The following is a 15,022-nucleotide window of genomic DNA, read 5'->3' as shown; positions in this document are numbered from 1 at the left end:
AGGCGGAGCCAGCCACCTGCTCTCCTTCTTGATCTATAAGGGGCCTCATGCGACTAAACCCAGGTAGTGGGTGGTACAGCCCACTCACGGGTGGCGTTCGTATTGCCTCTCCTGGACACGCCGGAACTGTCGGAACTGTCGGAGGGTAATCAGGTACTAACAGTTCCCTACCTTCCACAGACAACCCCGCAGACCGCCCATCATCAGTCAGTCCGCAAAGCTCGTCGATCTTCTTGGACGTGGTGAACTGGACCTTCCTAGTCCCACTGACGACACTGGAATATTCGTTCCACAGGTCGAGGTCCCCGCTGTATCGGTGGACATCCTCGAGGATCGCCATCGGTGTTCTGCTGCCGTCTAGGGACCGCCTTCTCACCTGTGTGCCCTTCGTCAGGTACCCGGCCAGCGAGTACTCCGTTCCCTCTTGCATCTCCCTGATGTCCTGACCGGTTAGTTCCGCGCCGCCGCCGTTGTCGCGAAGGCTACGAATGTGCCTATGTGCGACAGCCGTCTTCAACCCGGCCAGCGCGCCTTCGCTTAGCGACTCGGTCAGCAGAAGCAGCACATGCGAGTGGACATTCCACCCAGACTTCGGCGTGTGGACGACCTCGGTGAACCGAAGAAAGCCCTTGATGCCAAACTGCTGCCGATCTCGCCGCCAACCCGATCCTTGAGTCACTGCCGACCACGCAGCATCCGACCGGTCCCAAAGGACCTCCAGTCCATCGGAAACGGTGTGGCACTGAGACAAGGTCAGGAGTGCTACCGACCCACCAAGACGGGTCCACCCACGCAACCTGCGATGGACTCGCACCTCTTCTCGCTTCGATTCGGCGAACGCGCACATTGGACAAAGCCACTTCCGGCCACAGTGGATAGTGGTCCGAAGGACCTCTCCGGCGCTACCTCGTGGTCCCCTCGGGATCGTCCGCCCACACCCGTTGATCGCCTCGTCCGTGGTCAGTGACTGCGCAACCCGGCGGAGTGCTCTGGCATCCGTTCTTTCGTAAAAACAGGTTCCGGCATCATCGAAGTGTTCATCTTGGACGACGACTGGCGGACGGGAGGTTGGGACCGCAGACAGCACCCGTCTACGCCGCTCTGCGGTTCGCCACATCAGTTCGCATCCGAGCGATCACCAGACGGTCGACGGCCTGATACTTCTGCTGATTGCAGCGGGCGCAGATAGGTCTTGTGTTCGCCAGCGTGTGGGGACCGCCCGCCCTGACGCATAGGACATGATCAAGCTGCTCGAAAGGCCCACCACAGCGGTAGCACTCATTGCCGTAGCGATCTATCAGCTGTTCGCGGGTGAAGTGTTCTATCACCACCGGCAAGCCGTACGCCTTGCAACGTGTCTTGTATCCCGAAAGACCCGGGGTCATCTTCAGGTAGCAAGCGTGGTCATAACTGGCCCGGCACGCTGCGCAGGTGCCACGCCTTCCGGACTCGGTCGAACGGTCGACCGCGAAATCATCTACTTGCTTGAGATGTCCACACTGACTACACCGACGAAACTCTTTTTCAGTGCGAGGTTCGCTGTTGATACAGAGATCTGGACTCCGGCGGTCCGAGGGCCTTTGATTTCTCACCCTCTATCACCACTAGAGCGAGTCTGTGTCTGCATGCGCAGACCCTGGTACCCAAGGACAAAGATCCACTCAAGTTGCTTCCCAGAGGGTTTAAACGCAGCGGTCGCGGAATCACCCGCCCGAGTGCGGCTTCGAGTTGACGGCGAGGGGACCCGACCGGAACGTCCTACAACCTCAGAGGATTGAAGCGTATCGGAGCTGCTTCTTCCGCAGAACAACATCGGTCACTTGCCCCCACCGGACAGCAGGAGACCGGCGATCCGGTCCCTCTGCTCCTCGGACAAGGCAGGCGCTTTCGCCGCGAGCGCTTCGACATCCGCCAACCACTTGAGACTGGCCATTTTTTGTCTTGCGGCCAACACATCCGGATCTCGCGGATGCCGGGAACGACTCAGCGATGCGAACCGGGATCGCTCCGAGCGCCAGGCTTCGGAGGGATTTTTTTCTTCAGACACAGAGACTCCACAGCTTGAATGCTGTGAACTACCCCCGAGGACGAGCGAGACGTTGGCGCTCTCGGCCCTCGCGGAGGTTCACCAGAAGGTGTCTCTCTGCTGCACGTTGTTCCAGGGCTTGTGTGCTTGACTGCCAACCTGCGTCAACCCTGGCGCTTGTAAACGAAGATACCAGCTAATAGCCACTAGGGCGCGACAATTCAGCCGTCGGACGAAAGCACCTTCCAATCGATTCCGATGTCTTCGTGCCGGAAGTACGTGCCATCTGTTGTGCGCCCGCTTTTGGTCGGATTGATCGTCACCGTGACGAGGGCGTCCAAGATCGTCCGCTTCTTCTCCAAGTTCATTGCCTGCCAGAGAGAACGAATGTCATCGGTTCCGTAAACGTCGGCGAATGCGCTCTGTGACGCCGACTTCGCTAACGTGCTCGCGATGGTCTCAACCTCGGTCTCCAGCCTTGTAGACGCGGTTGTGAGCACCGACAGACTGATATTGCCGTCTGCGAACGCCTGCGCAAGCTGGTCGAGCCGCAGTGTCAATATCGATCTCTTTTCGCGCAGCTCCACAACGTCGATCTCGGCGCTTGCACTTGGGAGGGATACCGCGAAGTCAGGTCGCGACAACCTGGCCACCACGAGGTCTTCCACGTACGCGTCAAGCAACACTGCATCGCGCCCGACATGGACTCGCGGCCCGTCAGGCGTCCTGTTACGGCACCGGTACCGTTTTCGCCCCTCTACGGTGCCCACCCGCACGTCGAGCGATCCGCACACTCCACACCGATATAGTCCCGACCCCAACCACTTCACTGCACCGCCGACATAGTTCGTCTTCCGAGACGGGTCGGAAAAGAGCGCAACGACACCTCGCCATAGCTCCTCCGGTATTAGTGCTGGCCAGCTTGCCTGGGCGACGACCTTACCTTTATACGAACTGAGCCCTGCGACTCTCGGCGACGAGAGCAGCTCCCTGACCGTTGTAGAGGTCCACGCTCCGCCCCCGGCGGTCGGAACCTCGCGCGCCTTCAAGTCGCTAACTACTGCTCGGAGCGAAAGCCCGGAGATAATAGCGTTGGCCATCCGCAGCACCTCGGCAGCCTCGTCGCGCCGGACCGTCATGCCGTCGGCCTCGTAACCGAAGCATCGCCGCCCTCCATGCCATCCACCCCTAGTGGCCTGCTGTTGACGTGCACGTCGAATTCGCTCGCCCTTGTGTTCGCTCTCTTGCCGCGCCACCGAACCCAGGATCCGAGCGAGCATTCTGCCCGAGGCCGTGCTCAAATCGATCTCGCCGCCTTGAACGGTCCCAATTTCGACACCGTGCGCTGTGACAATCTCGATGAACCTCTCGAGCTCGTTCATGGAACGATGCAGCCGATCAGTGTGCCACGCCAACACCCCGTCTATAAGACCGCTCTGGATGTCCGAAAGCATCGCCTCGTAACCCGGCCGTTTTTTACCGGAGTATGCGGAAATGTCGTTGTCCTCGTAAACATTTAAAACATCCCACCCGAGTCGAGTGGCCAGCTCTTGGCAATCTTCGGTCTGGCGCTCAACACCCGCCTTGTTGCCTACCTTGTCCCTACTTATGCGGACGTACACACCGGCGGAAACACTCATTCACTAATAGTGTCATAGATCGTAGTCAGGTTTGCCGGACCCCGTCGCACCGATGCAGAGCCCGTGCGGACCCATCCCGCCCTCGGCTGCCTCCTTGATGTCGATCTCCACGGGCGTACCGCTGGTGGAGTACCCGATCGGGACGCGCAGCCGCGACCGCGCGCTGCGGGGTGCCCATGTCAGATGCGGGTCGAGGCGGGTGGCATCGGCGACTCCGAGCAGACTCATCAGACCAGGGTCGGACGGAGCGACCTCCTGTTCCAGATTCACCATCTGTGCTGCGGTCGCCAGGCGATAGCGGGCCATCGATCGGGCGAAGGCCTCCGCTTCGGCCACCGTCAGCGAATCCATGTCCGCGAACTCTTCGACTCCGAAAGCGCTTCGCGCGCCGATCTTCCCGTCCCGAACCACCAGCTGTAGGCCCCGGCGGACCGCGAGTCCGTCCGGGGGTGCCGACAGATCGAGGATCGAGACCGCCTCCATGCCCGCGTCACCGACCACCCGTTCGTCTCCCGAGACGAACCCGTCGTCGATCACGATCACCAGCTGGATCCGGCCGGCGCTCGGTGGGGCCGAACGCGAGAACCGGCCACGTTCGAGGAGGTCGACGGCCAGGTCGTCCTCCAGCTCGGTCAGCGACCGGTAGATCATCCGCGCCGAGCCCATACCGTCGCGCTCGTATGGGTGCTGCACGTGGGGCAGCCACTTGCACCAATCCCACGATTCGGCGCCGGGGTCGGCAGTCACCACCGCGACCATCAGCTGATCGGGGCCGTGGAACGCGCACAGTTCCAGGACCATCGACCGCGCGAGTTGCCGGGTCTCCTGCCGGGCACCTTCGATGTTGATCGCTGGGAAGCCCCGCAGCGACACCGCCGTCGGGAGGCCGTGGACAACCGAATGCGTTCGCACAAACCGTCGTAGCGCCACCGCCGACACCGGCTCGATGTCTTCGAGTGGGCCCGTCTCCGGCGGCATCAGACGCGTCGCCAGACGTTGCGATCCCACGCCCACCCGGACATGGCCGAAATCGCTGTCGGCGCGCCGGCGTTCCCACATCCGCCGGCCGCCGACGACACCCAGCAGAGCGGCCGGTTCGGGATGACTCCATTCCAGTGCCTCACGCTGAGCAGCTCCGGTGTCGTGGACCTCGTCGCGTACCTGACACAGATACCGGAAGTAGTCCTTGCGCTCTTCGTTCAGCTCCGCGGCGCGCTTGCCACCACGATTGCCCGAACCCGCGTACATGCCGAACATCGACATCAGCATCATCATCGGGAACATCATGAACAGCGGGTTGGACAGCATGTTCCGGCCGCCGGTCACGACCATCATCGAGATCATGCCCACCACGGCGACCACCATCACCACAGGCATCATCTTCATCAGCAGACTGCCCGGAACCACACGCGGAACATCCGGTGGCACTTGAATATTGACCTCGCCGCCGGGCGCGCGTGGAGCAGGCACGCGTGCCCGCCGCACAAACCCTTCGGTCGTGCCTGCCGTCACCTGAACATCATGGATTGTTACCCCACCCCTGGAACAGAAACTTCCCCCGGCCGCCCATCATTCACCATTACTCCGTCGGCGGCACCCGCAAGGGTGCGAAAACGTCATCCGACGGCAACGGTTGTCGGTCTCATTCGCTATGGTCTTCGGTACTGGTGGGGACCTTGGGGGGAAATTCATGACCGCTGCCGATCTTTTGGCCGAGTTGGACGCTGCTGCCGGCATCCAACCGGCGCTTGCACGTGTTTCCGTCATCGGGGGCACAACCCAATTCGACGTCGGGTTGCCCGCCGCGGTTCCCGTTGCGGCGTTGATCCCGGATCTGGTGTCGCTCATCACCTCCCGCGCACCGGAGACCGACGATTCGGAGGCACGTCCCGGACCTGTTCGCGACCACTGGACGCTCTCCCGGGTCGGCCACGACCCCATAGCGCCCGGACGCAGTCTCGCCGAGGCAGGTGTGCGCGACGGGGACCTGCTGATCCTCCGGTCCGTTCCGGCGCGCGAGACCGCAGTTCTGTTCGACGACGTCATCGATGCGGTGGCGCGCCTGGGTGGAGCCCAGTCCAGCGGGTGGTCGGCGGGCGCGGCACAGGCGATGGGCTACGCGGTGGCCGTGGGCGCGTCCACCCTCACCGCTCTCGCCCTCCTCCAGCAACGGAATGCGTACGGCGACCTGTGGCCTGCGATCGTCACCGGGTTGCTGGCGCTGGCGTTTGTTGTCGCCGGAGCTGTCGTGGGTCGCTTCTACCTCGACCGCTCGACGGCGGCGATGTGTTCGCTGTGCTCGTTTCCTCTCGCGTTCGCAACGGGAATGATGTTGCCTCCCGGCGACTTCGGCGCCGCCCACCTCACCCTCGGTGGCTGCGTCGCCGCCGTCGTCGCGGTGCTGTCCTACCGGATCTCCACAGCCGGGCCGCTGATCCATTCCGCGATTGTCACGGCAACCGCCTTCGCCACCGCCGCCGCAGCGGCCCAGTTGCTGTGGTCGCCCGGCACCGTGCGGGTCGGGGCGGCGCTCTGCGCTGGGGCGGTACTGGCCATCTCGATGGCGCCCCGCCTCACGATCGCCCTCGCCCGACTGCCACTGCCGCCGGTTCCCACAGCCGGGGCCGCCATCGACCCGGCCGATTCAGCGCCTCGCCCGGCCATCGAGGGCATCGGCGCAATCGGGGCGATGGCGTTGCCGTCGGCCGCCGCACTGGAACTCCGCGCGCACACCGCCGGTCGCTACCTCACCGGCATCATCGCCGGCACCGCGGTCGCAGCGGTCGCAGGTATTGCCCTGGTCGCCCACCCTGCAGACGACTTCAGTTGGCGCTGCACGGTTTTCGCGCTCATCATCACCACAGTCCTGTGCCTGCGCGGCAGATCACACGCCGACCTCGCGCAAGCAGCCGTTCTCATCGCCGCAGGTGCGATCGGCTTCGCCGCCGTGGTAGTAGAAATGGCCTTGGGACCCGGCGATCATGTTGTCGTGGCCGCCGGCGCGGCAGCGGCGGTGAGCGTGACCGCGCTGCTCTGCGGCGTGGTTGCCCCGAGGTCCAGCTTCTCGCCCGTGGTGCGGCGAACAGTCGAGATCATCGAGTATCTCTTGATCGCGACCATCGTCCCGTTGATGTTCTGGATCATGAATCTCTATGCAGCGGTCCGCGACCTGTGAGTGCGTCGGCGTCGACCCGTTTCCATCCTCGCCCCACGTCCACACGCGTTCGCATCGCAGCACTGTCGGCTGTCGGGTTCCTGGTGGTGCTGGCGAGCATGCCTGTCCCGGCACATGGCATCACGCCGCCCTCGATTGATCCTCGCGCCCTCATCCGCGACGCGCCCGTGGGTCCGCCCGAACCGACAGAGCAGGACACCTTGTGCGCGGAACCGGTGCTGTCGCCCGGCACCGATCCGCAGGTGCCGTCGGCGGCGCAGACGATGATGCGACTACCCGACGCCTGGCGGTTCAGCCGAGGAGCCGGACAGAAGATCGCTGTGATCGATACCGGCGTCACCCGGCATCCGCGGCTGCCGCGACTGACCGCCGGTGGCGACTACGTCGCCCGCACCGACGGAACCCAGGACTGCGACGGTCACGGCACATTGGTGGCAGGGATCATCGCTGCGGTCCCGTCCCCCGATGACGCCTTCAGCGGCGTTGCCCCCGAATCGTCGATCATCGCGATCCGGCAGTCCAGCGCCGCGTTCGTCGCCAAGGACCGACGCTCGGAGACCCGCGACAAGACCACCGTCGGAACAGGATTCGGCACGGTTCAGACCCTCGCACATGCCGTTGTGCGTGCGGTCAACCTCGGCGCCGACGTCATCAACATCTCCGAGGTGGCCTGCGGCCCCGCCGGTGGTGACCTCCACGATGCGCAGCTGGGAGCCGCCGTCAAGTACGCGTTCGACCGCGATGTCGTGGTGGTCGCGGCGGCGGGCAACCTCGTCAGCAATTCTCAGTGTGCGCAGCAGAATCCACCGCCGGATCCGGCGGACCCCGACCTCGCCGGCTGGGACACGGTCACCACGGTCGCCAGCCCAGCGTGGTACACGCCCTATGTGCTGAGCGTTGCCGCGGTCGACTCGGTCGGCGGGGCTCCGGCGCCATTCAGTCTGGCGGGACCATGGGTGGGCGTCGCCGCTCCCGGAACCGCGATCGTCAGTCTCGACAGCGCCCGCGGATCCAGGAGGATCGTTGATGCCCAGTCCACCGAGAAAGGCCCCGTACGAGTGGAGGGCACCAGTTTCGCCGCGCCCTACGTCGCGGGTGTGGCGGCACTGGTCAGATCCAGGTTCCCCGAACTCAGTGCCGCAGAGGTGATCGAGCGCATCACCAGGACGGCGCATTCGCCGGGCACCGGACGCGACAACACCGTGGGCCACGGCGTTGTCGACCCGGTTGCCGCCCTGACGTACGAACTACCCCCCGAAAAGTCTGATTGGACTGCGTCACAAGCGATTCCGCCTCCCGTGCGGCCGCCTGTGCCCGACCACTCCGCACGTACGGTTGCCATCATCGGTGGCGGCGTGTGCGCGGTGATACTGGTCGCAGGATGGGCGGTATCCCTGCCTGCCCGACGACTACGGCGGCTCGAACCGGAGGAATACTGAGCTCGGGCTCACCAGCCCCGCACGTGCTCCGGCACCACTCGGATCAGCGTCGAATACTGATCGCGGAACTCCTCCGGTGAGGTGTCGAGCGACGCGAAGCCGCCACCGTACTTCGCGACGTACTGTTCCCATTCCTCGGGCGTCGGCCCTTCCGGGTCCAACCGGGCGTTGCCCCGGAACACAGCGACGTCGCCGCCGTGTTCGGTGCTGTTGAAGTTGAACGCCACTGCGCCCGTGCGCGAGATGTTCGCGAGCTTGGGTGTCTTCGGAGCGCTGAACACCAGGAACTCACCGCCCGACCACAAGAACCAGACGGGTGTGGGTACAGGTGCGCCCGATGAGTTGACGGTTGTCAGCCAGATCACCTGTTCGGAGGCGAGCCGGTCGGTCTGTCGCTGCGTCAGCTGCACTGTCGAAGATGTCATGCACGTCACAACATCGGCGTGTGTTCGTTTTCTTCCCGCCCGGGCGGGAAGAAGACCCGCTACTTCGCGCGCGCCGGCCGCAGCTCGCGCGGCAATGCGAACGTCAGCGTCTCCTCGGCGGTGGTGACCTTTTCGATGTTGTTGAATCCGTGCTCACCGAGCAGATCCAGAACACCCCGCACCAGCACCTCCGGTACCGATGCACCCGACGTCACGCCGACGGTCTCGACCCCTTCGAGCCAGGTCAGATCCACGTCACGTGCGTAATCGACCAGGTAGGACGCGCGTGCCCCGGCCTGGAGGGCCACCTCTACCAGTCGCACCGAGTTGGACGAGTTCCTCGAACCCACCACGATGACCAGGTCGCATTTCGGCGCCATCGCCTTCACCGCCACCTGACGGTTCTGTGTGGCGTAACAGATGTCGTCACTCGGCGGGTCGTTGAGCAGGGGGAACTTCTCCCGCAATCGCGACACCGTCTGCATAGTCTCGTCGACGGACAACGTGGTCTGCGACAACCAGACGATCTTCGATTCGTCACGCACCGTCACCGCATCGACACTGTCGGGTCCGTCGACCAACTGGACGTGCTGGGGCGCCTCGCCGGCGGTTCCCTCGACCTCCTCATGGCCTTCATGACCGATGAGCAGGATGTCGTAGTCGTCGCGCGCGAAACGTTTGGCCTCCTGGTGCACCTTGGTGACCAGCGGGCATGTCGCATCGATGGTGCGCAGGTTGCGTTCCGCGGCGGACTCGTGGACCGCCGGTGACACACCGTGCGCAGAGAACACCACGAGTGCACCCTCGGGCACCTCGTCGGTCTCCTCCACGAACACCGCGCCGCGGTCGGCGAGCGTCTCGACGACGTGGCGGTTGTGCACGATCTCCTTACGCACATACACCGGCGCACCGTGCTTCTCGAGCGCTTTTTCCACCGCTTCGACGGCTCGGTCGACACCGGCGCAGTAACCACGCGGCTCGGCGAGCAGGACTGTCTTGCCTCCAGGGCTGATTTCGGCCGAACTCATGGTGTTCAGGGTACGGGCAATAAGACCCTCCTGGTGGTCACCACCCGTGGCATGAGGCACAGTAATGGCATGATCCGACCACCTTATGCCGCAAGGGTCGCCGCCGGGGTTGTTGTAACGGTGCTGGAAGAGACTCGAAAACTGCCGACCACCGCGATCACACTTCCGATGACCGCCGTGAGTCAGACTCTCCAGACTCTGATGCGTTTCCAGCAGCAGATCGCCGAGATGGCGATCAAGGGAGACGACGTCTTCGACGCGTTGCTGGGGCACAACGAAGAAGAGCCGGAGTGGGCGACCTTCGACGAAGACGACGATCTGGCGCCTCCGCCCGCGCCCACCCTGGTTCCGTCCGACGACTCCGATGACTCCGGCGAGAGTGCCGCGCCGGCTGCCGGAGCCGGACGGTTCGCCCTGTACAGCTCGGCGCCCGACATCGACACCGACGATGTGCAACCGGTCTCGACGACACCGTCCGACGACGTCCCGGAAATAGTCGAACTGCTCGACTACAACGACCTCACACTGGCGCAGCTGCGCGCGAAGTTGAAGACGGTCGGCTTGAGCGAACTGCAGGACCTGGCGGCGTATGAGCGGTCCCATCGCTCGCGGGCACCGTTCCTGACGATGCTCGACAATCGTGTGACCGCCGCGAGCAAGTAGTACCCGGGTGAGCAATACGCCCGACACGGCATGGCCGGTTCGCACCATCAACACCAAGATCGCGGACTGGCTCCACAGACTGGGGCAGGTCTGGGTGGAGGGGCAACTCACCCAGATCAATCGGCGGCCCGGCACGCGTACCGCCTTCCTGACCCTTCGCGATCCCGCTGCCGACATCTCGATCCAGGTGACGTGCAACCCCGACCTGCTCACCCGCGCCCAGGTTCCACTCACCGAGGGCGCCCGCGTGGTGATGCTCGGCCGCCCGGTCTTCTACACCGGCAGGGGCACCGTCTCGCTCCGCGTCACCGAGATCCGGCCGGTGGGGATCGGCGAGCTCCTGGCCCGCATCGAGCGGCTACGACAACTCCTCGCCGCTGAGGGCCTGTTCGACTCGGCTCGCAAACGACCACTTCCGTTCCTTCCCGGAACCATCGGACTGATCACCGGCCGCGCCAGCGCAGCTCAGCGCGACATCGTCTCGGTCGCGCAGAGCCGTTGGCCCGCAGTGCGTTTCGAGATCCGCGACGCGCCGGTTCAGGGACCGACCGCGGTCCCCCGCATTCTGCGGCATCTTGCCGAGCTGGACGCCGACCCGGACGTCGACGTGATCATCTTGGCCCGGGGTGGCGGCAGTGTCGAGGACCTGCTGCCGTTCTCCGACGAAGCCCTGTGCCGCGCGGTGGCCAAGGTGACCACGGCGGTGGTGAGCGCGATCGGGCACGAACCCGACTCGCCCTTGCTCGACCTCGTGGCCGATCTTCGGGCGGCAACGCCCACCGATGCGGCCAAACGAGTGGTGCCAGACGTCGCCTCGGAGCTCGCGATGATCCGCGACCTGCGGTCCAGAAGTGCAGGAGCACTGCGTAATTGGGTCATCACACAGGTCCGCGGCCTCGATGCGATGCGTGGACGCCCGGTGCTCGCGCACCCGTTCCGCATGATCGATGAGCGCAGCGCATGGCTTGATCGCGCGGCCTCGGACATCCGCCGTGACGTGGCGCGGCTCGTCGCCCACGAGGACCAGCGCGTGGAACATCTGTCGGCGCGATTGGCTACCTTGGGTCCGGCCCAGACATTGGCGCGTGGATACGCCGTCGTTCAGCGGGTGCCCGGCTCGGCGAGTACGAACACACCGGATGACCACCCACACGTGGTCAGCTCGGTGCTGGACATGCCGATCGGCACCCAGCTCCGTGTCCGGGTCGCCGACGGCGCCACCCGTGCAGCGGTGATGGGCGTGGAGAAGTAGAGGACAGACGTGGCAGCGAAGAAGCAGGACATCGAAGGACCGGTCCCGGTATCGGAATTGGGTTACGAACAGGCACGCGATGAGTTGATCGTTGTCGTGCGCACCCTGGAACAGGGCGGCCTCGACCTCGATGCGTCCCTGGAATTGTGGGAGCGCGGGGAGGCCCTCTCACGCCGGTGCGAAGAACACCTCGAGGGCGCACGCAAGCGCATCGAGGCAGTCCTGGGCTCCGAGGAGGACCTTGCAGACGCCGACGACGAAGACGACGACTTCGACGATCAGGACTGAGCGGGCACCGCTGCCCCGTACTCGGCGTTTATGACCGATCGCCGCTGCCTGCAATACTCGGATCGTGGCCGCAAAACCCCGCATCCTCAATAACAACAAGGACATGATCTGGTCGTTGATCCCCTTGCTGTTGCTGTGTGCCTTCATCGCGGTCGTGTCCGGCAACTGCTCGGTTGGATTGACCGGCGGTTCCGGCGACGACAAGGTTCCGGCGTACGACGTCGCGAACGGGCTCCGTGCCGATGCCCGATCGGTCACGTTCCCCATCCGGCTGCCCCAGACACCGGCGGACTGGAAGCCCAACTCCGGTACCACCGTCGCCCTGGAGAACACCGTCGTCTCCAATGCCGGTTACATCACGGCCAACGGCGTCTACATTCAGCTCAGTCAGACGAATGCGACCCAGGATGCCGTGGTCGGATACCTCTCGGACGACGAGACCCTGCTCGGCGCGGGCACCCGCGATGTCGGCGGCCGGAAATGGGTTGCCTATGGCAAACCCGACGGTGGCCGGACGGTGTGGGTCACCGACCTCGGCGACGTCCGGATCGGACTGAAGTCCAACAAGGCGAAGGACGACGACTTCTCGACACTGGCATCGGCGGTACTGGCCGCCTCGCCGTTGCCTGGCGCCAACTCGAACGGACGGGTTCTCCCCACCGGATAGTTGTCCGACCCCGGGCCGACCCGTCGGCCGGGAATGTTCCCTGAATATCAATCTTCCGGGTGAGGACTGTTGTCGCCCTAGGGCTATAGGCTCTGGCGCTATGGCAATGTTTCTGTATCGACTCGGACGATTCTCGTTTAGGCACAAATGGTGGGTGATCGTCAGTTGGCTATTGCTTGCGGCCCTGGTCATCACACTGGTGAGCAGTCTGAATCCCAAGTTCTCCAAGGACTTTGAGCTCCCGGGTACCGACTCGGACAAAGCGATGTCCCTCATGAAGGAGAACTTCCCGGCTATCAACGACGAGCAGTTCAAGGCGTCCACGAGTGTTCTCGTCGCCGCGGACAACGGGCTCGAAGCGCACACCGCGGACATCGACGCACTCGTCGCGAAACTCAGGACCTTGCCCGACCTGGTCGCGCCCGACACCATCGTCAACCCGGTCGAGGTGGCCGCAGAGGACCCGGCGCTGGCCCCCAACGTCCTCGGAGACAACGGCCGGGTCGGTTTGATGCAGATCGATCAGGACATCAACGTCGAAGACCTAACCCTCGAGGACAAAGAGCAATTCGAGGACATCCTCAAGGAGTTCCGCGTCGGCGGTCTCGATGTCCAGGGCACCGGTTCCCTGATGCAGGTCTTCGAGCAGGGCGGCACCGCCGAGATGCTCGGATTCGTCATCGCGTTCGTGGTGATGATCGTTGCCTTCGGTGCCATCGTGGCGGCATTCATCCCCATCATCACCGGCATCCTCGGTGTGATGATCACCATCATGCTGGTCACCCTGGGCGCCGGCGTGTTCAACATCAACGAGAGCGCAACCGGCATCATCACCATGCTCGGTATCGCGGTGTCCATCGACTACGCGCTGTTCATCGTCTCCCGCTATCGCAGTGAACTGAACCTGGGCGGATCTCGAGAGGCCGCCGTGGGCCGTGCCGTCGGAACCGCGGGTTCGGCAGTTGTGTTCGCGGGTCTCACGGTGATGATCGCCGTCGCCGCACTGTCGGTGGTGGGCATCCCGTTCATCTCGCAGATGGGTCTGGCGGCGGCACTCGCGGTCTTGATCGCGGTGCTCGGCGCCATCACTCTGATCCCGGGATTGCTGGGGGCGTTCGGTCGGTTCGCCTTCTCGCCGCGCATCCCCAAGGTCCGTCACGGCGACGAGCCCGAGGACTCGATGTCCAACGGCCATCGCTTCGCGAAGTTCGTGACGAAATACCCGTGGCCGATCGCGGTCGTGTCGCTGCTCGCGCTTGTTGTGGTCGCCTTGCCGATGTCGAAGTTGGAGCTCGGGCTGTCATCGACAACCGACGCCGAGGTCCCCGCGACCGAACTGCTGCAGCGAGGATTCGGTGAAGGTATCAACGGCCCACTCCTGGTGGTGCTCAACGACACCGACGGCGGGTCCGTCGCCGCTGCGGCCGACCAGACGGTCGAGCACATCAAGACCCTGCAGAACGTCGCCAATCCCGGTCAGCTGACCTGGACGGGCAACGGTCCGAACAAACAGGACACGAAGGCCGGCGCGACGTCAGCCCTCATCTCGGTCACGCCGCAGCAGTCACCGAGCGGTCCGCAGACCCACGATCTGATGGAACAGATCCGCGACTACTCCTCGACCACGGACGCCGAGGGCGTCACTCTCAACGTGGGTGGGCAGACGGCGATCATGTCGGACATCTCGGCCAAGCTGAGTTCAGCTCTGATCCCCTACCTGGTCCTGGTGGTCGGGCTCGCCTTCCTGATCTTGATGGTCGTGTTCCGTTCCGTCCTGGTCCCCCTGACCGCGACCATCGGGTTCCTGTTCTCGGTGTGCGCGACATTCGGTGCCACGGTGGCGATCTTCCAGCTCGGCCACTTCGGGTTGATCACGCACACCCAGCCGATCATCTCGTTCCTGCCGATCTTCATGATCGGTGTGGTGTTCGGCTTGGCGATGGACTACCAGGTCTTCCTGGTCACCCGTATGCGTGAGGAGTACGTGCACGGTTTGCCCGCCAAGGAGTCGGTGATCATCGGCTACAAGCACGGCGCCCGCGTGGTCGCGTCGGCAGCCGTCATCATGATCGCCGTGTTCGCGGCGTTCATGCTGGCACCCGACACCAGCTCGAAGATGATGGGCTTCGCTCTCGCGGCGGCCGTGTTCTTCGACGCGTTTGTGGTGCGCATGGTGATCGTGCCTGCGGTGATCACGATCATGGGCGACAAGGCCTGGTGGATGCCCAAGTGGCTCGACAAGGTCCTGCCCAATGTCGACATGGAGGGCACTGCGATCCGGAAGATCCCGATCGATTCGGACGCCGGCGACGACAAGCCGCAGCCTGCCACCGTCGGTTCCGCCGACTGATCTCGCTTCACCGGCCACCTCACCCCCGTCGACACGTGTCGACGGGGGTGAGTGCTGTGTGACCCGGCT

General features: G+C 64.2%; 11 protein-coding genes and 2 pseudogenes. 7 read left to right on the top strand and 6 right to left on the bottom strand.

Going from position 1 to position 15,022, the window contains the following annotated elements:
• Nucleotides 1-553: 553 nt before the first annotated feature.
• The 4 genes and pseudogenes from WIMU1_RS26920 to eccCa all read right to left on the bottom strand — a co-directional run.
• Nucleotides 554-1,117, bottom strand: a pseudogene (locus WIMU1_RS26920) (protein rep); the annotation flags it as partial.
• The gene (locus tag WIMU1_RS26915) at nucleotides 1,092-1,385 is read right to left on the bottom strand and encodes an HNH endonuclease (RefSeq protein WP_084248433.1); all 294 of its coding nucleotides are present in this window, start codon (nucleotides 1,383-1,385) and stop codon (nucleotides 1,092-1,094) included. The gene WIMU1_RS26915 and the pseudogene WIMU1_RS26920, both read right to left, overlap by 26 nt.
• 862 nt (nucleotides 1,386-2,247) lie before the next feature.
• On the bottom strand, nucleotides 2,248-3,666 hold the full coding sequence (locus WIMU1_RS20425) for a recombinase family protein (protein WP_084248431.1): 1,419 nt from the start codon (nucleotides 3,664-3,666) through the stop codon (nucleotides 2,248-2,250).
• A gap of 21 nt (nucleotides 3,667-3,687) precedes the next feature.
• Nucleotides 3,688-5,178 (bottom strand): annotated as a pseudogene (gene eccCa, locus WIMU1_RS20420) (type VII secretion protein EccCa); the annotation flags it as partial.
• A 178-nt stretch (nucleotides 5,179-5,356) separates the two neighbouring features.
• Here eccCa and eccD point away from each other — a divergent pair.
• Together eccD and mycP are read left to right on the top strand one after the other, a co-directional pair.
• Nucleotides 5,357-6,841: a type VII secretion integral membrane protein EccD gene (gene eccD, locus WIMU1_RS20415; RefSeq protein WP_062799956.1), complete on the top strand. Its 1,485-nt coding sequence runs from the start codon at nucleotides 5,357-5,359 to the stop codon at nucleotides 6,839-6,841.
• Between the two features lie 98 nt (nucleotides 6,842-6,939).
• Entirely contained in the window at nucleotides 6,940-8,280 is a 1,341-nt protein-coding gene (gene mycP / locus WIMU1_RS20410; protein ID WP_084248464.1) for a type VII secretion-associated serine protease mycosin, read from the top strand.
• An 8-nt stretch (nucleotides 8,281-8,288) separates the two neighbouring features.
• Here the strand turns inward: mycP and WIMU1_RS20405 are convergent, their stop codons facing one another.
• Both WIMU1_RS20405 and WIMU1_RS20400 read right to left on the bottom strand, forming a co-directional pair.
• Nucleotides 8,289-8,705, bottom strand: coding sequence for a TIGR03667 family PPOX class F420-dependent oxidoreductase (locus WIMU1_RS20405; protein WP_062799953.1), 417 nt, complete (start codon nucleotides 8,703-8,705; stop codon nucleotides 8,289-8,291).
• Nucleotides 8,706-8,764: 59 nt separating this feature from the next.
• On the bottom strand, nucleotides 8,765-9,733 hold the full coding sequence (locus WIMU1_RS20400; RefSeq protein ID WP_062799951.1) for a 4-hydroxy-3-methylbut-2-enyl diphosphate reductase: 969 nt from the start codon (nucleotides 9,731-9,733) through the stop codon (nucleotides 8,765-8,767).
• Nucleotides 9,734-9,802: 69 nt separating this feature from the next.
• Between WIMU1_RS20400 and WIMU1_RS20395 the strand changes: the two genes are divergently transcribed.
• The 5 genes from WIMU1_RS20395 to WIMU1_RS20375 all read left to right on the top strand — a co-directional run bounded on the left by WIMU1_RS20395 (nucleotide 9,803) and on the right by WIMU1_RS20375 (nucleotide 14,953).
• Entirely contained in the window at nucleotides 9,803-10,396 is a 594-nt protein-coding gene (locus tag WIMU1_RS20395) for a lipid droplet-associated protein (protein ID WP_062799949.1), read from the top strand.
• Nucleotides 10,397-10,403: 7 nt separating this feature from the next.
• The gene (gene xseA, locus WIMU1_RS20390; protein WP_062799947.1) at nucleotides 10,404-11,648 is read left to right on the top strand and encodes an exodeoxyribonuclease VII large subunit; all 1,245 of its coding nucleotides are present in this window, start codon (nucleotides 10,404-10,406) and stop codon (nucleotides 11,646-11,648) included.
• A 9-nt stretch (nucleotides 11,649-11,657) separates the two neighbouring features.
• Complete coding sequence (locus WIMU1_RS20385) at nucleotides 11,658-11,936, top strand: exodeoxyribonuclease VII small subunit (RefSeq protein ID WP_223249058.1); 279 nt, start codon at nucleotides 11,658-11,660, stop codon at nucleotides 11,934-11,936.
• A gap of 64 nt (nucleotides 11,937-12,000) precedes the next feature.
• Entirely contained in the window at nucleotides 12,001-12,603 is a 603-nt protein-coding gene (locus WIMU1_RS20380) for a DUF4245 domain-containing protein (protein WP_030170993.1), read from the top strand.
• A gap of 100 nt (nucleotides 12,604-12,703) precedes the next feature.
• Complete coding sequence (locus WIMU1_RS20375) at nucleotides 12,704-14,953, top strand: MMPL family transporter (protein ID WP_062799946.1); 2,250 nt, start codon at nucleotides 12,704-12,706, stop codon at nucleotides 14,951-14,953.
• Nucleotides 14,954-15,022 lie beyond the last annotated feature (69 nt).

Source organism: Williamsia muralis NBRC 105860, assembly GCF_001598915.1.
Lineage (GTDB): Bacteria > Actinomycetota > Actinomycetes > Mycobacteriales > Mycobacteriaceae > Williamsia > Williamsia muralis.
This window is presented reverse-complemented; position numbering and strand designations above follow the sequence as displayed.